General features: G+C 73.0%; 17 protein-coding genes and 1 pseudogene. 12 read left to right on the top strand and 6 right to left on the bottom strand.

Annotation, left to right across the window (positions count from 1 at the left end):
* Positions 1-5: 5 nt before the first annotated feature.
* The 4 genes and pseudogenes from ACSURM_RS24020 to ACSURM_RS24005 form a co-directional block, all read left to right on the top strand.
* A complete protein-coding gene (locus ACSURM_RS24020; RefSeq protein ID WP_436957834.1) occupies positions 6-251 on the top strand; it encodes a hypothetical protein in 246 nt (81 codons plus the stop codon).
* 178 nt (positions 252-429) lie between these two features.
* Entirely contained in the window at positions 430-3,006 is a 2,577-nt protein-coding gene (gene pepN, locus ACSURM_RS24015; RefSeq protein WP_436957833.1) for an aminopeptidase N, read from the top strand.
* Positions 3,007-3,135: 129 nt separating this feature from the next.
* The gene (locus ACSURM_RS24010) at positions 3,136-3,678 is read left to right on the top strand and encodes a GntR family transcriptional regulator (RefSeq protein WP_436957831.1); all 543 of its coding nucleotides are present in this window, start codon (positions 3,136-3,138) and stop codon (positions 3,676-3,678) included.
* A pseudogene (locus ACSURM_RS24005) lies at positions 3,675-3,986 on the top strand (GntR family transcriptional regulator); the annotation flags it as partial. The gene ACSURM_RS24010 and the pseudogene ACSURM_RS24005, both read left to right, overlap by 4 nt.
* 151 nt (positions 3,987-4,137) lie before the next feature.
* On the opposite strand, the gene ACSURM_RS24000 reads toward ACSURM_RS24005, so the two are convergent.
* The 6 genes from ACSURM_RS24000 to ACSURM_RS23975 form a co-directional block, all read right to left on the bottom strand.
* Positions 4,138-5,046, bottom strand: a complete 909-nt coding sequence (locus ACSURM_RS24000; RefSeq protein WP_436957829.1) for a LysR family transcriptional regulator — start codon at positions 5,044-5,046, stop codon at positions 4,138-4,140.
* 23 nt (positions 5,047-5,069) lie between these two features.
* Positions 5,070-6,005 carry a DMT family transporter gene (locus ACSURM_RS23995; protein ID WP_436957828.1) on the bottom strand — a complete coding sequence of 312 codons (936 nt, stop codon included), beginning with the start codon at positions 6,003-6,005 and terminating at the stop codon, positions 5,070-5,072.
* Between the two features lie 220 nt (positions 6,006-6,225).
* Complete coding sequence (locus ACSURM_RS23990; protein WP_436957826.1) at positions 6,226-6,507, bottom strand: hypothetical protein; 282 nt, start codon at positions 6,505-6,507, stop codon at positions 6,226-6,228.
* 114 nt (positions 6,508-6,621) lie between these two features.
* Positions 6,622-8,715, bottom strand: coding sequence for a 4-alpha-glucanotransferase (gene malQ / locus ACSURM_RS23985; RefSeq protein ID WP_436957824.1), 2,094 nt, complete (start codon positions 8,713-8,715; stop codon positions 6,622-6,624).
* Positions 8,716-8,955 (bottom strand): hypothetical protein, encoded by a 240-nt coding sequence (locus ACSURM_RS23980; protein ID WP_436957822.1) that lies wholly within the window; start codon positions 8,953-8,955, stop codon positions 8,716-8,718.
* Between the two features lie 301 nt (positions 8,956-9,256).
* Positions 9,257-9,793, bottom strand: coding sequence for an HNH endonuclease (locus ACSURM_RS23975; protein ID WP_189757476.1), 537 nt, complete (start codon positions 9,791-9,793; stop codon positions 9,257-9,259).
* A gap of 313 nt (positions 9,794-10,106) precedes the next feature.
* On the opposite strand from ACSURM_RS23975, the gene ACSURM_RS23970 reads away from it, so the two are divergent.
* The 8 genes from ACSURM_RS23970 (at position 10,107) to ACSURM_RS23935 (ending at position 18,850) form a co-directional block, all read left to right on the top strand.
* Positions 10,107-11,219, top strand: a complete 1,113-nt coding sequence (locus ACSURM_RS23970; RefSeq protein ID WP_436957821.1) for a mechanosensitive ion channel family protein — start codon at positions 10,107-10,109, stop codon at positions 11,217-11,219.
* A 133-nt stretch (positions 11,220-11,352) separates the two neighbouring features.
* Positions 11,353-11,964, top strand: coding sequence for a Uma2 family endonuclease (locus ACSURM_RS23965; protein WP_436957819.1), 612 nt, complete (start codon positions 11,353-11,355; stop codon positions 11,962-11,964).
* Between the two features lie 239 nt (positions 11,965-12,203).
* The gene (locus ACSURM_RS23960) at positions 12,204-13,415 is read left to right on the top strand and encodes an ROK family transcriptional regulator (protein ID WP_436957817.1); all 1,212 of its coding nucleotides are present in this window, start codon (positions 12,204-12,206) and stop codon (positions 13,413-13,415) included.
* Between the two features lie 68 nt (positions 13,416-13,483).
* Positions 13,484-14,830, top strand: a complete 1,347-nt coding sequence (locus ACSURM_RS23955; RefSeq protein WP_436957816.1) for an ABC transporter substrate-binding protein — start codon at positions 13,484-13,486, stop codon at positions 14,828-14,830.
* Positions 14,827-15,768 carry a carbohydrate ABC transporter permease gene (locus ACSURM_RS23950; protein WP_359051028.1) on the top strand — a complete coding sequence of 314 codons (942 nt, stop codon included), beginning with the start codon at positions 14,827-14,829 and terminating at the stop codon, positions 15,766-15,768. The genes ACSURM_RS23955 and ACSURM_RS23950 overlap by 4 nt, the downstream gene beginning before the upstream one ends.
* Positions 15,769-15,772: 4 nt before the next feature.
* Positions 15,773-16,606: a carbohydrate ABC transporter permease gene (locus tag ACSURM_RS23945; protein ID WP_436957814.1), complete on the top strand. Its 834-nt coding sequence runs from the start codon at positions 15,773-15,775 to the stop codon at positions 16,604-16,606.
* A 7-nt stretch (positions 16,607-16,613) separates the two neighbouring features.
* Positions 16,614-17,879 carry a 6-phospho-beta-glucosidase gene (locus ACSURM_RS23940; protein ID WP_436957813.1) on the top strand — a complete coding sequence of 422 codons (1,266 nt, stop codon included), beginning with the start codon at positions 16,614-16,616 and terminating at the stop codon, positions 17,877-17,879.
* Positions 17,870-18,850, top strand: coding sequence for an N-acetylglucosamine kinase (locus ACSURM_RS23935; protein WP_436957811.1), 981 nt, complete (start codon positions 17,870-17,872; stop codon positions 18,848-18,850). Before ACSURM_RS23940 ends, ACSURM_RS23935 begins: the two co-directional genes overlap by 10 nt.
* The last annotated feature ends 61 nt before the right edge of the window (positions 18,851-18,911 follow it).

Raw genomic sequence — 18,911 nt, 5'->3', positions numbered from 1 at the left:
GGCCCATGAAAGCACTACGCGTGAGGCGTCTCCTCGCGGCATCCGCGGCCGGCGCCGTCCTGGCCGGTGGCGCGGCCATCGGTACGGCGGGCACGGCCTCGGCGGCCACGCCGGGGCAGGTCTCCACCCACCACGGCTGTTTCGACCGCGGCGGCTGGGGCCACGGCTGCGGCTTCCGGAACAACTTCTACGGCAACGGCTTCCACAACGGGCTCGTCGGCACCGGTGTCGTGGTGATCGTGGTGAACTGAGCGCGCGACGCGGGCCAACGGCACACGGAAGGCCGTCCCCGGACGGCCTTCCGGCGTGTGCGCCCTCCCCCGGCGCGCGTCCCCCGGCGCCACGGGCACCGGCGGGAACCGGACATCGCGTTCCCCGTCACTCCCATGGAAGGATGGCGCAACCGACACATAACGAGGAGATGACCGCGTGCCTGGCACAAACCTGACTCGCGAAGAGGCGCAGCAGCGGGCCGAGCTGCTCACCGTTGACTCGTACGAGATCGATCTCGACCTCTCCGGCGCGCAGGGTGGGGGTACCTACCGGTCCGTGACCACGGTGCGCTTCGACGTGGCGCGGGGCGGCGCCGAGTCCTTCATCGACCTGGTGGCGCCCACCGTCCACGAGGTGGTCCTCAACGGCGACCCGCTCGACGTCGCCGAGGTCTTCGAGGACTCCCGGATCGCGCTGCCGGGCCTGCTCCAGGGCCCCAACGTCCTGCGGGTCGTCGCGGACTGCGCCTACACCAACACCGGCGAGGGCCTGCACCGCTTCGTCGACCCGGTGGACGAGCAGGCGTATCTGTACACGCAGTTCGAGGTGCCGGACGCCCGCCGCGTCTTCGCCTCCTTCGAGCAGCCGGACCTGAAGGCCACCTTCAAGTTCACCGTGAAGGCGCCCGAGGGCTGGACCGTCATCTCCAACTCGCCCACCCCGGAGCCGAAGGACAACGTCTGGTCCTTCGAGCCGACCCCGCGGATCTCGACGTACATCACCGCGCTGATCGCCGGCCCGTACCACTCCGTGCACAGCGTGTACGAGAAGGACGGCCGGTCGGTGCCGCTCGGCATCTACTGCCGGCCCTCGCTGGCCGAATTCCTGGACGCGGACGCCATCTTCGAGGTCACCCGGCAGGGCTTCGACTGGTTCCAGGAGAAGTTCGACTACGCGTACCCGTTCAAGAAGTACGACCAGCTGTTCGTGCCCGAGTTCAACGCGGGCGCGATGGAGAACGCGGGCGCGGTGACCATCCGGGACCAGTACGTCTTCCGGTCCAAGGTGACCGACGCGGCGTACGAGGTGCGCGCGGAGACGATCCTGCACGAGCTGGCCCACATGTGGTTCGGCGACCTGGTCACCATGGAGTGGTGGAACGACCTGTGGCTGAACGAGTCGTTCGCCACGTACACGTCGATCGCCTGCCAGGCCGCGGCCCCCGGCTCCCGCTGGCCGCACTCGTGGACCACGTTCGCCAACTCCATGAAGACCTGGGCGTACCGGCAGGACCAGCTGCCGTCCACGCACCCGATCATGGCGGACATCCGGGACCTGGACGACGTGCTCGTCAACTTCGACGGCATCACCTACGCCAAGGGTGCCAGCGTGCTGAAGCAGCTGGTGGCGTACGTCGGCGAGGACGAGTTCTTCCAGGGCGTGCAGGCGTACTTCAAGCGGCACGCCTTCGGCAACACCCGCCTGTCGGACCTGCTGGGCGCCCTGGAGGAGACCTCCGGCCGGGACCTGAAGACCTGGTCGAAGAAGTGGCTGGAGACGGCCGGCATCAACATCCTGCGCCCCGAGGTGGAGACGGACGCCGACGGTGTCATCACCTCCTTCGCCGTGCGCCAGGAGGCCCCGGCGCTGCCGGCCGGCGCCAAGGGCGAGCCGGTGCTGCGCCCGCACCGCATCGCGATCGGCCTGTACGACCTGTCCGACGCGGGCAAGCTGGAGCGCACCGACCGGATCGAGCTGGACGTCGACGGCGAGCTGACGGCCGTCCCGCAGCTGACCGGACGGCGCCGCCCGGCCGTGGTGCTGCTCAACGACGACGACCTGTCGTACGCCAAGGTCCGGCTGGACGAGCGGTCGCTCGCGGTGGTCACCGAGCACCTCGGCGACTTCACCGAGTCGCTGCCGCGCGCCCTGTGCTGGGCGTCGGCCTGGGACATGACCCGGGACGCCGAACTGGCCGCCCGCGACTACCTCTCCCTGGTGCTGTCCGGCATCGGCAAGGAGTCCGACATCGGCGTGGTGCAGTCGCTGCACCGCCAGGTGAAGCTGGCCATCGACCTGTACGCCGACCCGTCCGCCCGCGAGGCGCTGCTGACCCGCTGGACCGACGCCACGCTGGCCCATCTGCGCGCGGCCGAGGCGGGCGGCGACCACCAGCTGGCCTGGGCGCGGGCGTTCGCGGCGACCGCGCGCACGCCGGAGCAGCTGGACCTGCTGGAGGCCCTGCTGGACGGCACCCAGACCATCGAGGGCCTGGCCGTGGACACCGAGCTGCGCTGGGCGTTCGTGGAGCGGCTCGCCGCGGTCGGCCGGTACGACGAGACGGAGATCGCGGCCGAGTACGAGCGGGACCGGACGGCGGCCGGTGAGCGGCACGCGGCCACCGCCCGCGCCGCGCGTCCGACGGCGGAGGCGAAGGCGGAGGCGTGGGCCTCGGTCGTCGACTCCGACAAGCTGCCCAACGCCGTGCAGGAGGCCGTGATCGGCGGCTTCGTGCAGACCGACCAGCGGGAGCTGCTCGCGCCGTACACGGACCGGTACTTCGAGGTCCTCAAGGACGTGTGGGCGTCCCGTTCGCACGAGATGGCCCAGCAGATCGCCGTCGGCCTGTACCCGGCGGTCCAGGTGTCCGAGGACACCCTGGCCAAGACGGACACCTGGCTGACCACGGCCGAGCCGAACGCGGCCCTGCGCCGCCTGGTCTCGGAGTCCCGCGCCGGCGTGGAACGGGCCCTGAAGGCCCAGGCGGCAGACGCGGCGGCGACGTCCCGCTGACCCCCCGAGAAAGGGCGCCCGGTTTCCGCACCGGGCGCCCTTTCGTGTGCGCGGGTGGCCAACTCCAAGACGCGGGCGGTCACTTACCGTGTAGACCGGCAAGGCCGGCGACCGACTCAGGAGGACACTGTGGGCGACAGCGTGTGGGTCAGTACTTCGATGCCGTACCTGACGCCACGTGAGCGGGGGCAGTCCGACGCTTGGGGAGCCGAGGCCGCGGCGCGAGGCGGCAAGGGCGGTCAGCGCATCGTGCGGGCAGGGGAGGTGCCCGCCGGGGAGGAAGTCGCCGCTCTTCTGGGCCTGCCCATAGGCGAGAGCGTTGTCGTACGCCGACGGATCATTGAGTTCGACGGCGAGCCCTGTGAGCTGACGGACACGTACTATCCCGCCGACGTGGCCCGTGGGACTCCTCTCGCCGAGAGAGGAAAGATCCCCGGTGGAGCGGTGACCCTATTGGCCAAACTCGGCTACGTCGGCAGGCGTGTGCGTGAGGACGTGACCGCTCGGCTGCCCTGCGCGGAGGAGCGCGACGCCTTGCGACTGGCCCCCGATGCGCCGGTCCTCACCCTGAGCAGGATCACTCTGGACGGCGAGGACCGGCCCATTCAGGTCGACATGATGGTCATGCCGGCCCACAGACAACGACTGCGCTACGAGATGCGGATCGGATGATCGTGTCCACTACGGATACCGGCACCGAGGACCGGCGATCCCTGCACGAGCGGATCGCCGCCGATCTGCGGGACGACATCATGAGCGGCAACCTGGCGCCGGGCTCCGCCCTGCCGTCGACCGCTCAGCTCAAGGCGAGGTTCAACGCCTCCAACGCGACCATTCAAAAGGCGCTTCAGCTGCTCAAGGACCAGCGACTCGTGGTCGGCCGCGCCGGAGCCTCCGTCACCGTCCGCGCGCACCGGCAGCGCACCATGCGCCCCGCTTCCTACATGGCTCCATCCGAGCCCGGGCAGCCGGTCGTCTGGTCAAGTCGTACTATCCGTCGGCACTCGCCAGAGGTACGAGTTCACCCGGAGCGACCCAGGCCTGCCGGTGCCGGACGGGCGTTCGCCGCACAGGCTGTGACGGTCGCCCCGGTGCGTGACTGCCGGGGGCGCGGGACCCGTCTGCGCGTCCTCATCCCTCGGGCGTCGGGTCCGCCGCCCGGCGCAGGGCGTGTAGGACACCGGCGGTCGCCGGAGCGGCGGCGCCGCCGCTGCGCACCGCTGCCACCACATGTCGTACCGGGCCGTCGGCGCCCAGTTCCCTGAGGACCACGCCCGCGCGCCGGCCCGCCGCCATCCGCGGTACCAGGGCCACCCCCATGCCCGCCTCCACCATGGCGAGGATCGCGGTCCAGCCGGAGGCCGAGTGGCCCTGGTGAGGGGTGAAGCCGGCCGCCTCGCAGGCGCGGCGGGTGATGTCGGACCAGGGGCCGCTGCCGCCGTAGATCCAGGACTCGGCGGCGAGGTCGGTCAGGGTCAGGCCGGGGGCCGAGGCCAGCGGGTGGTCCGGGGGCAGGGCCACGTCCAGCGGGTCGGCGAGCAGCGGGACGTGGGTGAAGCGGGGGTCGGCGGCGCCGGGTGCCTCGGCCGCCAGGGACAGGGCCAGGTCGACGTCCCCGGCGGCCAGCAGCCGGTAGGCCTCGGCGGCCTCCGTCTCCCGGACCCGGACGGTCACCCGGGGGTGGGTGTCCCGCAGGGCCCGTACGGCCGGTACGACCAGGGCGGGGACGGCGGTCGGGAAGGCGCCGACGCGGACCTCCCCGGCGTCACCGTGCGCGTAGGCCGCGAGGGCCGCGTCCGCCCGTTCCAACTGCTCGAACACCGGCTCCGTGTGCGCCAGCACCAGCCGGGCCGCGTCGGTGAGCCGGACCCGGCGGCCGTGCGCCTCCAGCAGGTCCACACCGAGCTGGGCGGCGAGATTGGTGAGCTGCTGGGACACCGCGGACGGGGTCATGTGCAGGGCCGCGGCGGTCGCGGTGACCGTGCCCCGTTCGCGCAGGGTGCGCAGAATCCGCAGCTTCCTGAGGTCCCACTCGCTCATGCGCCGCACGCTACACGGCACCGTCAGCGGCGCGAGCCCGCGCCCAGCACCACCCCGGCCAGGATCAGCGCCAGGCACAACAGGCCGGTGACGCCGGTGTGTTCGCCGAGCAGCGCCCAGGAGAGCGCGGCCACGCAGACCGGCTGGAGGTAGTAGACGATGCCGGCGCGGGTGGCGCCGATCAGGGCGACGGCCTTGTTCCAGGCGAAGAAGGCGAACGCGGAGGACGCCACGCCGACGTAGAGCAGGGGCAGCACGGTGCCGGGCACGGGCTCGAAGCCGCCCTGCACGGCGAGGCTGACGGCGTACGCGGGCAGCAGCAGCACGGTGCCGGCGAGGAAGGTGGTGAACAGGAAGGCGGTGGCGTCGAGTCCGGCCGGCCGGCGGCGCAGCAGCGCGCTGTAGCCGGCGAAGCAGCAGGCGGCGGCCGGCATCCACAGGGTGCCCGGGGTGAAGCCCGCGCCGCCGCCGGCCACGAGCGGCACCACGCCCGCGCAGGCCAGCAGCAGCCCGGTGGTGCGCCGCGCGCCCAGCCGTGCCCCGCCCAGCCGGTCGAACACGGCCATGAGCACCGGCGAGGCGGCCATGATCATGCCCATGGTGGCGGCCGGGGTGGTCAGTCCGGCCTGGTTGACGAGGGTGTTGTAGAGGGCGACGCCGAGGAGGGAGACCAGGAGGACGTAGCGGGCGTGCCGCCGGAAGAGGTGCCGTTGCCGCCAGGCCCGGCAGGCGCCGAAGGGGGCGACGGCGAGCAGCGCGATCACCCACCGCCAGAAGGCGTGCTGGATGGGCGGGACGCTGTCGTGCAGTCCGCGCGAGGTGACGAAGCTGCCGGACCAGACGAGGGTGGCGAGCGCGGCGCAGGCCAGGCCGAGGAGGGGGGCGGCGGCCTGCCGGGAGCGGGTGGCGCGGGGCGCGGGGGCGGGGGCGAGGGTGGTCCGGTGCGCGGCTGCGGGCACAGGGGGCCTTTCGGGTCGGCTCGGTCGGGAAGGTGCTTCTACCGTCGCAAGGCCGGAACCGTCAGGTCCATCGAATCTTTACGATCGTTCTTTTCAGTTCTCCTGAACGACCCAGGGTGGTGCACGCGAAAACGCCGGGGGCGCCCGGCTCACGCGGGTACGGCGCACGCGCGTACCGGCGGGAGGACGGGCGCCCCCGGCGAACGAACCGGCGGGGCGGTCAGGCCTTGGCCCCTGCCCCGGGCTTGACGTTGATGTTGGACGAGGTGGTGTCCTTCTTGGCGCGCGACTTGTCCAGCGCCATGACCAGACCGGCGATCACCGCGAACAGCACCACCGGGAGGAAGACGTACAGGCCCAGCGTCTGGATGACGCTCAGGCCCGGGCCGGGGTCGTCACCGTCGTCGCGGGTCAGCGCGAGCGCGGGGGACGACATGAGCAGCATCATCAGCGTCGTACCGGCGGCCAGGGCGCCGGCGCGCAGGGCGTTGTTCTTGTCCACGCATTCAAGTTAGCGAACCAGGCTGAAGGCCGCGCGCCCGGGGTGCCTTACCGCCGGGGACGCGCGGGCCGGCCGGGCGAGGGCCGGCGCCCCCGCGCACCTCTTCCGGCTCCCTCAGCCTCCCGGCGCGCGGTCCTCCTTGAGGACGTCCAGCAGCCCCCGCAGCCGCGGCGAGGCGACCAGCTCCTCCAGGGCGACCGGGCGGCCCTCCGGATCGGCGAGCGGGAGGCGCCAGTTCGGGTATTCGTCCCAGGTGCCGGGCAGGTTCTGCGGGCGTCGGTCGCCGACGCCGTCCGGGAGCCAGACGCCGATCAGCCGGGCCGGCGTGCGCAGCAGGAAGCGGTGGACGGCGCGGATCTCCTCCTCCTCGTCGGAGCCGGGCGGCCCGGCCGCCGCCAGGTCCAGCAGGCCGAGGCTGCCCAGCAGGGCCAGCCACTCGGCGGCGTCGGCGGTGGCCCCGGCCCGTTCCTCGGCGGCCGGGCGGGTGAGCAGGCCGAGGCGGTCGCGCAGCTCGACGTGGTCGCCGGTGAGCCGGGCGGCGGTGGGCGGCAGATCGTGGGTGGTGGCGGTGGCCAGGCAGTCGGCGCGCCAGCGCTCGGGCGGCAGCGGGCGGCCGTCGCCCTCCCAGTCCCGCTCGAACCACAGCACGGAGGTGCCGAGCACCCCGCGCCGCTGGAGCGCCTCGCGCACACCGGGCTCGACGGTGCCCAGGTCCTCGCCGATCACCACCGCCCCGGCGCGGTCGGCCTCCAGGGCGAGGACGGCGAGCATGGCGTCGGCGTCGTAGTGCACGTAGGTGCCCTCGGTGGGCGGGCTGCCCTCGGGGACCCACCAGAGCCGGAACAGGCCCATGACGTGGTCGATGCGCAGGGCGCCGGCGTAGCGGAACAGGGCGCGCAGCAGCTCGCGGTAGGGCGCGTAGCCGGTGGCGGCGAGCCGGTCGGGGCGCCAGGGCGGCAGGCCCCAGTCCTGGCCGCGGGCGTTGAAGGCGTCCGGCGGGGCGCCGATGGACATGCCGGCGGCGAACACGTCCTGCTGGGCCCAGGCGTCGGCGCCACCCGGGTGCACCCCGACGGCGAGGTCGTGCACGATCCCGACGGGCATGCCGGCCTCGCGGGCGGTGCGCTGGGCGGCCCGGAGCTGGTCGTCGGTGAGCCAGGCCAGGCGGGTGTGGAACTCCACCCGGCCGGCGAGCGCGGACCTCGCCCGCGCGGTGGCGGCCGAGCGCGGGTCGCGCAGTTCCTGGGGCCAGCCGTGCCAGTCGGGGCCGTGCGCCTCGGCGAGGGCGTACCAGGTGGCGTGGTCGACGAGGGCCTGGCCGTGGGCGGCGCGGAAGGCGTCGTAGGCGGCCTGCCGGCCGGGGCCCAGGGGCACCGCCAGGACCGCCTCCAGCGCCTCCCGCTTCAGTTCCCACACGGCGTCCCGGTCGATGAGGGCGCCCTTGTCCAGGACGGCGGCGCGCAGCCGCCCGGCCCGTTCCAGCAGGCCGCCCAGCCGCTCGCGGTCCCCGGCGTAGGCGAACTCGGGGACGTCCTCGATCCGCAGGTGGACGGGGTCGGGGAAGCGGCGGGAGGAGGGGCGGTACGGGGAGGGGTCGGTGGGGGCGCCCGGTACGGCCGCGTGCAACGGGTTGACCTGCACGAACCCGGCGCCGGCGATGCGTGCGGCCCAGCCGGCCAGCTCCGCGAGGTCGGCGAGGTCGCCCATGCCCCAGGAGCGGTGGGACAGCAGGGAGTACAGCTGGACCAGGAGGCCGTGGGAGCGGCCGGGCGGGGCGGGGAGCCGGTCCGGGGCGACGACGAGACGCGCCTCGCCGGTGCGGCCGTCGGGGGCGGTGGCGGTCAGCCGGTGCACGCCCGGCGGCAGGTCCCCGGTCCCCTCCCGCTCCTCCCCGTCCTCGGTCAGCACGCGCAGCCCGGTGCCGGCGGGCAGGCCGGTGAGGGCGGCGGGCGGCTCGGCGCCGGCCCAGCGGACCACCACCGGCGGCAGCAGCCGCTCGCGCAGCTCGCGTTCCCGGGCGGCGAGGGCGGCGCGCACCGCGTCCGGGCCGCTCGCGTCGACGCCCAGGGCGGCGAGGGCGGCGGTCACGGCGGAGGCGGGGACGTGGACCGTACGGTCCGGGGCGGGGCGGTAGGAGGTGGCGACCCCGTGCAGTCCGGCGAGCCGGGCGAGATCCTCCGTGAGGTGCTCTGCGGGCGCCGCGGCCATCTACAGCCCCGACGCGCAGAAGTCCGGGACCGGGTCGGCCTCGCTGGTCAGCGGGGCGGCCTCGGCGAGCGGGGGCTCGCTGGTCAGCGGTTCGGCGTCGGGCAGCGGCGGCTCGCTGGTCAGCGGTGCCTGCGTGGACGCGCTCTCCGCGCTGAAGACGCACACCGGCGCCTGGCCGGGCTCGGCGGACGGTGCCGCCACGGGTTTGGACGGGGCCGGGATCCTGAGGCGAGCGGCCACGGGGGCCTCCTTGTCGGGGTGCGGGTGCCACGGGTCGCCCGTGGCCGGGTTACGGCAGGCCTACCCCGTGAGCCCGCGCCCACGCGCGGCGGATGACCGGCGCGCGGGTGATCCGGCGCCGGTGACCGGCGGAGCGCACCCCGGGCGGCCCGGCCCGCCCGCCGGGCACACACCGACCGGGCCGCCCGCCGGGCACGCACACACCGGCCCGGCCCGCCCGCCGGGCGTCCAACCACACCGGTCCGGATCCAGCCGCCCGGTCCGGACCCAGCCCGCCGGGCGTACACGCACCGGCCCGGATCTAGGCGGACACTCCGTCGATCCGGGCCAGGGCGTCGTCCGCGCCGTACGGCTGCAAGTACGGCAGCCAGCGCGGGTCCCGGTGCCCGGTGCCGATGATGCGCCAGGCCAGCCCCGTCGGCGGGGCCGGCTTGTGCCGCAGCCGCCAGCCCAGCTCGACCAGGTGACGGTCGGCCTTGACGTGGTTGCAGCGGCGACAGGAGGCCACCACGTTGTCCCAGACGTGCTTGCCCCCGCGGCTGCGCGGGATGACGTGGTCGACGCTGGTTGCGACGCCACCGCAGTACATGCACCGGCCCCCGTCGCGCGCGAAGAGGGCGCGGCGGGTCAACGGGACGGGCCCCCGGTAGGGGACCCGGACGAAACGCTTGAGCCGGACCACGCTGGGTGCGGGGAGGGTGACGGTCGCGCTGTGCAGATAGGCGCCGGATTCCTCGAGGGAGACCGCCTTGTTCTCCAGGACGAGGACGAGCGCGCGGCGGAGCGGTACGACGCCGAGCGGCTCGTACGACGCGTTGAGGACCAGGACATGCGGCACGGGTGCCTCCTTGGGCGTCGGCGGCGCGTGGCTCGCGCCGGGACGATCTGCAGTCAGTCTCCCCTCATGCCTGGTGGAAGCGCCACCACGTCCCGGTAACGGGCTGGGAGTGTTTTCGACCACATCTGATTCATCCCCCGGACCACGCCCGGTTCAAGCCCGCGTGAGCCGTGTCTCTCCTGGGCCCCCGCCGCACGGAACGGCGGAGGGCACCCGCGCTGCCCCGTTAGTGTGGTGGTTCCGTCCGTCCGGTGACCTTTTCGTGACCTTGACCCCGCCGGTACGGACCACGCAGCACCTGGAGGTACCTGCCGTGTCGTCCCTGCCCGCCCTCCTCGTGGCCGCCGGCGCGTCACCGTCCCCGTCGCCGTCACCCTCGCAGTCGACGACCCCGGCCGTGCCCACGCTCCAGGACGCCCAGGAGAGCGCGACGAACGCGGCGAGCTGGGTGGAGCAGAACTGGTCGACGTGGCTCGCGATGGGCCTGCGGATCCTGCTGATCGTGATCGTCGCGGCGGCGCTGCGGGCGGTGGTGCGGCGGGCTATCACCCAGCTGATCGACCGGATGGGCCGCACCGCGCAGGCCGTGGACGGCACCGCGCTGGGCGGGCTGCTGGTCAACGCCGAACGGCGACGGCAGCGCTCGGCGGCGATCGGCTCGGTGCTGCGCTCGGTGGCGAGCTTCCTGATCCTCGGCACGGCCGCGCTGATGGTGCTGGCCACCTTTGAGATCAATCTGGCGCCGCTGCTGGCGTCGGCCGGTGTCGCGGGCGTGGCGATCGGTTTCGGCGCGCGCAACCTGGTCACGGACTTCCTGTCCGGCGTGTTCATGATCTTGGAGGACCAGTACGGCGTCGGCGACGTGATCGACGCGGGCGTGGCCACCGGCGAGGTGATCGAGGTCGGGCTGCGGGTGACCAAGCTGCGCGGCGACAACGGGGAGATCTGGTACGTCCGCAACGGCGAGGTCAAGCGGATCGGGAACCTGTCGCAGGGCTGGGCGACGGCCGGGGTCGACGTGACCGTCCGGGCGAGCGAGGACCTGGACCGGGTCAAGGCCACGCTGGACGAGGTCGCCGAGCGGATGAGCCGGGAAGAGCCCTGGAACGAGCTGCTGTGGGGCCCGGTGGAGGTCCTCGGCCTGGACTCGGTGCTGATCGACTCCATGGTGGTCCGGGTCTCGGCGAAGACCATGCCGGGCAAGTCGGTGACGGTGGAGCGGGAGCTGCGCTGGCGGATCAAGCGGGCGTTCGACGCGGCGAGCATCCGGATCGTGGGCGGCGCGACGGCGCTCGAGGACGCCGAGGACACCCCGGACCCGACGGCGACGGTGGCGGCCCCGTCGGTGTACTCCAACGCGGACTCGCCGCAGGTGAAGGCGACGGCCCCGCTCGTGTCCCCGCGGCCCGAGCCGCCGGCGAAATAGCGGAACGGTTTCAGCACACTCGTTCGAGTGAACAGATGGGGCATTCCGGCGCGGCGGCGCACGGAGTGCCCCATCGTTCTGCCGGGGCGCCCGGCGTGGGCTTAGCCTGGCATCAGCGTGACGAGGAGTAGCGATGAGCGCCGAACCGATCATGGAGCCGGTCATGCAGGTGGACCCCATCGACCTGTTGAGCACGATCGAAGAGGCGTCACCGATGCCGATTCGACCGGAGTATGTCGAGGGGACGGTCATCGTGCCGCCGCAGCCGAACTACAACCACAGCAACGGGGCTTACAAGCTTTCTGTTCAATTCACGCTCGCCGGGTTCGAACTGGCAGGCATGGGCATGGGCTTCCGCGCGGCCCACAAAGACGGCAGCACCATGGCCGCGGTCATCCCCGACTTCTACGTCCTGCACCGGGAGCCGACCGACCTGGACAACTCGTACCTCAAGGCGCACAAGGGCTGGTACCCCATCGACATGATCGCCTTGGTCGGTGAGGTCACCTCGACCAATCACGCGATCGACACGGGCGCCAAACTGGCCACGTACGCCGCCGCCGGCATCCCCGCCTACGTCCTCATCAACCGCCACGCCAAGACGGCCCACTGCTACACGGACCCGGTCCTGCCCGGAGAGGACCCCACCGAGGCCTACTACAGCTCCGACACCAAGGTCACCCTCGGCGACCCGCTCCCCCTCCCGGCGCCGTACCCCGCCCTGGACACCGCCCCCTTCGCCTAGAGCCGAGCCCCGGCCCCCGGCCCCCAGCGGCCCCCGGACGACGACAACGTTGCCGGGGGCCGCTGTCCGTCGACGCCTATTGACGCCCCCTCCGCCCTCGGCTTACGTTCCTCCCACCCGGACAGGAAACTTTCCTAACAGTGTCCGCAGTGATCTTCCGGGCTCCGTCGATCAAGGACTGGACGCCCCGCCCGGGTCACTGAAAAGCTGAGCGGCTGGAGAGGCAGGTGTGGACCCCCATGGCAGGAATCGCCGGTACGCCGGGCACCCCGCGCGTCCTGCGCGCCATGAACGACCGCGCCGCCCTGGACCTGCTGCTGGCGCACGGGCCGCTGTCGCGCACCCGGATCGGCAAGCTCACCGGCCTGTCCAAGCCCACCGCCTCCCAGCTGCTGGCCCGCCTGGAGGCGGCCGGACTGGTCCGGGCGACCGGCACCAGCGAGGGCCGGCCGGGCCCCAACGCCCAGCTGTACGCGATCGATCCGGCCGTGGCGTACGCCGCCGGGCTCGACGTCACCCCGCAGCGCATCCGGGCCGCCGTCGCCGACATCACCGGGCGCACGGTCGGCGAGTACGAGCTGCCCACCCCCGGCCGGCGGCCCGCCCAGCCGGTCGTACGGCAGGTGACCGACGCCCTCGACGGCGCGGTCAAGGCCGCCGGGCTCGCCCGGTCCGACGTGCACCGGCTGGTCATCGGCACCCCGGGCGCCTTCGACCCCGGCACCGGGCGGCTGCGCTACGCCTCCCACCTGCCCGGCTGGCACTCCCCCGCGCTGCTGGACGACCTCGCGGCGGCGCTGCCGATGCCGGTGGAGTACGAGAACGACGTCAACCTCGCCGCCGTGGCCGAACAGCGGCTCGGCGCGGCCCGCGGCCACGAGGACTTCGTGCTGCTGTGGAACCAGGAGGGCCTGGGCGCGGCCCTGGTGCTGGGCGGCCGGCTGCACCGCGGCTGGACCGGCGGCGCCGGCGAGGTCGGCTTCCTGCCGGTGCCTGGTGCCCCGCTGGTGCGGCACGTCACCCGGGCGAACAGCGGCGGCTACCAGGAACTGGCCGGCTCCCAGGCGCTGCCGGGGCTGGCCCGGGACCTGGGCATATCCGACGTGCCCCCGGGCCCGCACGCCGAGGCCGCCGCCCTCCTCGTGGCCCGCGCCGCCGACCACGCCGACGGCCCCCACCGGGAACTGCTCCGGGCCTACGCCACCCGGCTGGCCACCGGACTCGCCTCGCTCGTCTCCGTCCTCGACCCCGAACTCGTCGTACTCAGCGGCTCCGCGCTGACGGCCGGCGGCGAGGTGCTGCGGGCCCTCGTCCAGGCCGAACTGGCGGAGCTGGCCGCGGCCCGGCCCCGGCTGGCCGTCGGCGAGGTCAGCGAACACCCCGTGCTGCGCGGCGCGTTGGAGTCCGCGCTCGCCGCCACCCGCGACGAGGTCTTCGACACCTCGCGCTGAGCGCCCCCGGCCTTCCCCCTCCTCGCCGAACCCGACCCGTCCTGTCCCGTCCCCTGGGAGACCTCGTCATGCCCACACCCATACCCGAAGCCGCCCGAAAAGCGGCTTTCGTCCTGGCCGCCGCCTCGGTGCTGCTCACCACCGCGTGTACCGGCCAGTCCGTCGGCAGCGCCACCGACGACCCCTCGAAGGAGGCCACGATCACCTTCTGGCACGCCTGGAGCGCGCCGAACGAGGTGAAGGCCGTGCGGTCGCTGGTCGCCGGGTTCGAGCGGGCGCACCCCAACCTCCATGTGAAGGTCGTCGGGAACATGACCGACGACAAGATCAACCAGGCGCTGCGGGCGGGCGGCGACCGGGCCCCGGACGTGATCTCCTCGTTCACCACCAACAACGTCGGCAGGTTCTGCTCCTCGGGCGCGCTGGTGGACCTGAACCCCTTCTTCGCCAAGTCCGGGATCGACCCGGAGAAGACGTTCCCGAAGCCCATGACCGAGTACACCGCGTTCGAGGGCGACCGCTGCGCGGTCCCGCTGCTCGGTGACGCGTACGGGCTCTACTACAACAAGACCGCCTTCGCGAAGGCGGGCATCGCGCACCCGCCGAGGACCTGGTCCGAGTTCCTCGCCGACGCCAAGAAGCTGACGATTCCCCAGGGCGACGGCTACCGGCAGCTCGGGTTCATGCCCAACTACCACGGCTGGGAGTCCACCACCGAGCACTACCTCGGCCAGTTCTCCCCGACCTACTTCGGCGAGGACGGCAAGTCGAACGTCGCGAAGGACCCGGCGTTCGCGCGGTCCTTCACCCTCCAGAAGAAGCTCGTGGACGAACTCGGCGGATTCCGCAGGCTGGAGCGGTTCCGGTCCACCCTCGGCGACGAGTGGGGCCCCAAACACCCCTTCCACACCGGCCAGGTCGCCATGCAGATGGACGGCGAGTGGCGGCTCGGGATGGCCGAGGAGGCGAAGCCGGGCTTCGAGATCGGGGTGGCCCCGCTGCCCGTCCCGGACGACCAGGCCGACCAGTACGGCAAGGGCTACATCACCGGCACCATCGCGGGCATCGCCGCCACCAGCCGCAAGCAGAACGCGGCCTGGGAGTTCGTCAAGTACGTCAGCACGGACACGGACGCGGTGACCGGCTTCGCCAACGACATCCACAACGTGCCCTCCACGCTGGCCGCGCTGAAGTCCCCGAAGCTGAAGTACGACCCGCGGTTCAAGACCTTCCTGGACATCGCCGCCCACCCCCGCTCCACCACCGCGCCCGCCTCCGTCAACGGCGGGGTGTACCTGGTGACGATCCAGCAGTTCGGCTACGACTACGAGAGCGGCAAGGTCACCGACCTGAAGGCCGGGCTGGAGAAGACGGCCGCGCAGATCGACACCGACATCGTGCAGGCGCGGCCATGAGCGCCGGCACCCTGGCGGCCAAGCGCCGCCGCGCGACCCTGCGCACGCTCGCCTTCATGGCGCCCTGGCTCGTCGGCTTCGCGGTCTTCTTCGCCTACCCGCTGATCTCGACCGTCTACTTCTCCTTCATGCACTACGACGGCTTCCGGCCGCCGGAGTGGACCGGCGGCCGCAACTGGGTCTACGTCTTCGAGCACTACCCGCTGTTCTGGCCCGCGCTGCGCAACACGCTGTGGCTGGTCGTGGTGATGGTGACCCTGCGGGTGGTCTTCGGGCTGGGCGTCGGCCTGCTCATCACGAAGATCAAGACGGGGACGGGTGTCTTCCGCACCCTGTTCTACCTGCCCTACCTCGCCCCGCCGGTCGCGGCCACCATGGCCTTCGCGTTCCTGCTCAACCCGGGCACCGGGCCGGTGAACTCCCTGCTGGAGCGGGCCGGGCTGCCCGCGCCGGGCTGGTTCGGCGACCCCGAGTGGTCCAAGCCGGCCCTCACCCTGCTGGCGCTGTGGGGCATCGGCGACCTGATGGTGATCTTCATGGCCGCGCTGCTCGACGTGCCGGCGGAACAGTACGAGGCGGCCCAGCTGGACGGCGCCTCGGCCTGGCAGCGGTTCCGGTACGTGACGCTGCCGGCCATCTCCCCGATCGTGATGTTCGCGGTCGTCACCGGAGTCATCCAGACCATGCAGTACTACACCCAGCCGCTGGTCGCCGGGAAGGTCGCCTCCGGGGTGATCCAGGGCGCCGGCACCCAGTTCGAGCCCGGCTACCCCGACAAGTCGACGCTCACCCTCCCCCAGCTCGTCTACAACCTCGGCTTCCAGCGCTTCGACTACGGCTCGGCGTGCGTGGTGGCGCTGGTGCTGTTCGCCCTGTCGATGGCGTTCACCGCGCTGCTGATGCGGCGCCGCGGCGGCCTGATCCAGGCAGGTGACTGACCATATGACCCGCCGCAAGGCATCCCTCCAGTGGATCGCGGTCCACTCCCTGGGCGTGGCCACCGCGCTGTTCTTCACGCTCCCCTTCGTCTTCCTGTTCCTCACCTCGCTGATGAGCGACAGCCAGGCTCTGAGCCGGGACCTGATCCCGCACACCTGGGAGTGGGGGAACTACCGCAAGGTGTTCGACACCCCCGGCTTCCTCACCTGGTGGCGCAACACGCTGCTCTACGCCGGCCTGGGCACCGTCCTCACCGTGGTGTCCTCCGTGCCGGTGGCGTACGCGCTCGCCAAGTTCCGCTTCCGCGGCCGCAAGCTGTCGCTGATGCTGGTGATCTCGATGATGATGCTGCCGCCCCAGGTGGTCGTCATCCCGATGTACCTGTTCTGGGCCAAGCAGCTCGGCCTGTCCGGCACCCTGTGGCCGCTGATCCTCCCCATGGCGTGCGGGGACGCGTTCTCCATCTTCCTGCTGCGCCAGTTCCTGACCACGATCCCGGACGAGTACCTGGACGCGGCCAAGGTCGACGGCTGCGGCGAACTGCGCATCCTGCTGCGGGTGGTGCTGCCCATGGCCAGGCCGGGCATCGCGGCCGTGGCCCTCTTCCAGTTCTTCTACGCCTGGAACGACTACTTCGGCCCGCAGATCTACGCGTCCGAGAACCCCGGAGCCTGGACCCTGTCCTACGGCCTGGAGTCCTTCAAGGGCGCCCACCACACCGACTGGAACCTCACCATGGCCGCGACCGTGCTGGTCATGGCCCCCGTCATCCTCGTGTTCTTCCTCGCCCAGAAGGCGTTCGTCGAAGGCGTGACGCTCACCGGAGTAAAGGGTTGATCTGACTGTGAAACTCACCGTGGTCGGCGGCGGCTCGACCTACACCCCCGAACTCGTCGACGGCTTCGCCCGGCTGCGCGACACCCTGCCCGTCGAGGAACTGGTGCTGGTCGACCCGGCCGCGGACCGGCTGGAGCTGGTCGGCGGCCTGGCCCGGCGGATCTTCGCCCGGCAGGGCCACCCCGGCCGGATCGTCACCACCTCCGACCTGGACGCGGGGGTCGACGGCGCCGACGCCGTCCTGCTCCAGCTGCGCGTCGGCGGCCAGGCGGCCCGTGAGAAGGACGAGACCTGGCCGCTGGAGTGCGGCTGCGTCGGCCAGGAGACCACCGGCGCGGGCGGCCTGGCCAAGGCCCTGCGCACCGTCCCGGTCGTCCTCGACATCGCCGAACGGGTCCGCCGGGCCAACCCGCGGGCCTGGATCATCGACTTCACCAATCCGGTCGGCATCGTCACCCGCGCCCTGCTCCGAGCCGGGCACCGGGCGGTCGGCCTGTGCAACGTGGCGATCGGCTTCCAGCGCAAGTTCGCCGCCCTGCTGGACACCGCCCCCGCCGAGGTGCACCTGGCGCACGTGGGCCTGAACCACCTCACCTGGGAAACGGGTGTGCGACTGGGCGGGCCGGACGGCGAGGACGTCCTGCCCCGGCTGCTGGCCGAGCACGGCGACGCCGTCGCCGCCGACATCCGCCTGCCCCGCCCCCTGCTGGACCGCCTCGGCGTGGTCCCCTCCTACTACCTGCGCTACTACTACGCCCACGACGAGGTCGTCCGCGAACTGCGCACCAAGCCCTCCCGGGCCGCGGAAGTCGCGGCGATGGAGCGGGAGTTGCTGGCCATGTACGGCGACCCGGCCCTGGACGAGAAACCCGCGCTGCTCGCCAAGCGCGGCGGCGCCTTCTACTCGGAGGCGGCCGTGGATCTCGCGGCGGCCCTGCTGGGCGGGGGCGGCAGCCCGCACCAGGTGGTGAACACCCTCAACCGGGGCACCCTGCCGTTCCTGCCCGACGACGCGGTGATCGAGGTACAGGCGGCAGTCGGCCCCGAAGGCCCGGCCCCGCTGCCCGTCCCGGCGCTCGACCCGCTGTTCACGGGCCTGATCGCGAACGTGACGGCGTACGAGGACCTGGCCCTGGACGCGGCGCTGCGCGGCGGCCGGGACCGGGTGTTCCGCGCCCTGCTGGCCCACCCCCTGATCGGGCAGTACGAGTACGCCGACGCCCTCACCGACCGGCTGGTCGCGCACAACCGGGAGCACCTGGCGTGGGCCTGACCTCGACCGTGCTCGCCATCGACGCGGGCAACAGCAAGACCGACGTGGCCGTGGTCGGCGCCGACGGCGAGGTGCTGGCCACGGCCCGCGGCGGCGGCTTCCGCCCGCCCGCGGTCGGCGTGCCGGCGGCGGTCGACGCACTGGCCGCACCGGTCGCGCGCGCCTTCGCCGACGCGGGGGTCACCTCCGTCTCCCATGTGTCGGCCTGCCTGGCCAACGCCGACCTCCCGGTGGAGGAGGAGCGGCTGGCGGGCGCGCTGCACGCGCGCGCCTGGGGCGCGTCCGTGGAGGTCCGCAACGACACCTTCGCGATCCTGCGGGCGGGCGTCGCCGAGCCGCGCGGGGTGGCGGTGGTGTGCGGGGCGGGCATCAACTGCGTGGGCATGCGCCCCGACGGGCGCACCGCCCGCTTTCCCGCCATCGGCCGGATCTCCGGCGACTGGGGCGGCGGCTGGGGCCTGGCCGAGGAGGCGCTCTGGCACGCGGCCCGCGCGGAGGACGGCCGGGGCGAGCCGACCGCGCTGGCCCGCACCCTGCCCGCGCACTTCGGGCTGCCCACCATGTACGCGCTCATCGAGGCCCTGCACCTGGAGCGGATAGCCCCCGCGCGCCGGCACGAGCTGGCGCCGGTGCTGTTCGCCACGGCGGCGGACGGCGACCGGGTGGCCGGTGCGCTGGTCGACCGGCTCGCCGAGGAGGTCACGGTGATGGTCACGGTCGCGCTGACCCGGCTGGACCTGCTGGCGGAGCGGACCCCGGTGCTGCTCGGCGGCTCCGTCCTCACCGCCGGTCACCGGCGGCTGGACGACGCCGTACGCGCCCTGCTGGCCGCGCGCGCCCCCGAGGCCGACGTCCGCGTGGTCACGGCCCGCCCGGTCCTGGGCGCCGCCCTGCTGGGCCTGGACCACCTGGGCGCGGGGCCGGAGGCGGGCGAACGGGCACGCGGGTACTGGCAGACGGCCGCCTCCTGACCGCGGCGGTACGGGGAGACCACCGCCCCCCTGACCGCGGAGGTACGGAGGGCGGCCGTCC

Source organism: Streptomyces sp. SudanB182_2057, assembly GCF_964272715.1.
Classification (GTDB): domain Bacteria; phylum Actinomycetota; class Actinomycetes; order Streptomycetales; family Streptomycetaceae; genus Streptomyces; species Streptomyces rubradiris.
Note: the sequence above shows the minus strand (reverse complement) of the source record. Positions and strands in the feature narration are given on the sequence as shown.

Bases quoted from the DNA above. Each gene is read 5' to 3' on its own strand.
- malQ (WP_436957824.1), bottom strand. From the start codon at position 8,715: ATGGCCGCGGCGCCCGCAGAGCACCTCACGGAGGATCTCGCCCGGCTC.
- ACSURM_RS23960 (WP_436957817.1), top strand. From the start codon at position 12,204: ATGGCAGGAATCGCCGGTACGCCGGGCACCCCGCGCGTCCTGCGCGCC.
- ACSURM_RS24000 (WP_436957829.1), bottom strand. From the start codon at position 5,046: ATGAGCGAGTGGGACCTCAGGAAGCTGCGGATTCTGCGCACCCTGCGC.
- ACSURM_RS23965 (WP_436957819.1), top strand. From the start codon at position 11,353: ATGAGCGCCGAACCGATCATGGAGCCGGTCATGCAGGTGGACCCCATC.
- ACSURM_RS23950 (WP_359051028.1), top strand. From the start codon at position 14,827: ATGAGCGCCGGCACCCTGGCGGCCAAGCGCCGCCGCGCGACCCTGCGC.
- ACSURM_RS24020 (WP_436957834.1), top strand. From the start codon at position 6: ATGAAAGCACTACGCGTGAGGCGTCTCCTCGCGGCATCCGCGGCCGGC.
- ACSURM_RS23945 (WP_436957814.1), top strand. From the start codon at position 15,773: ATGACCCGCCGCAAGGCATCCCTCCAGTGGATCGCGGTCCACTCCCTG.
- ACSURM_RS23955 (WP_436957816.1), top strand. From the start codon at position 13,484: ATGCCCACACCCATACCCGAAGCCGCCCGAAAAGCGGCTTTCGTCCTG.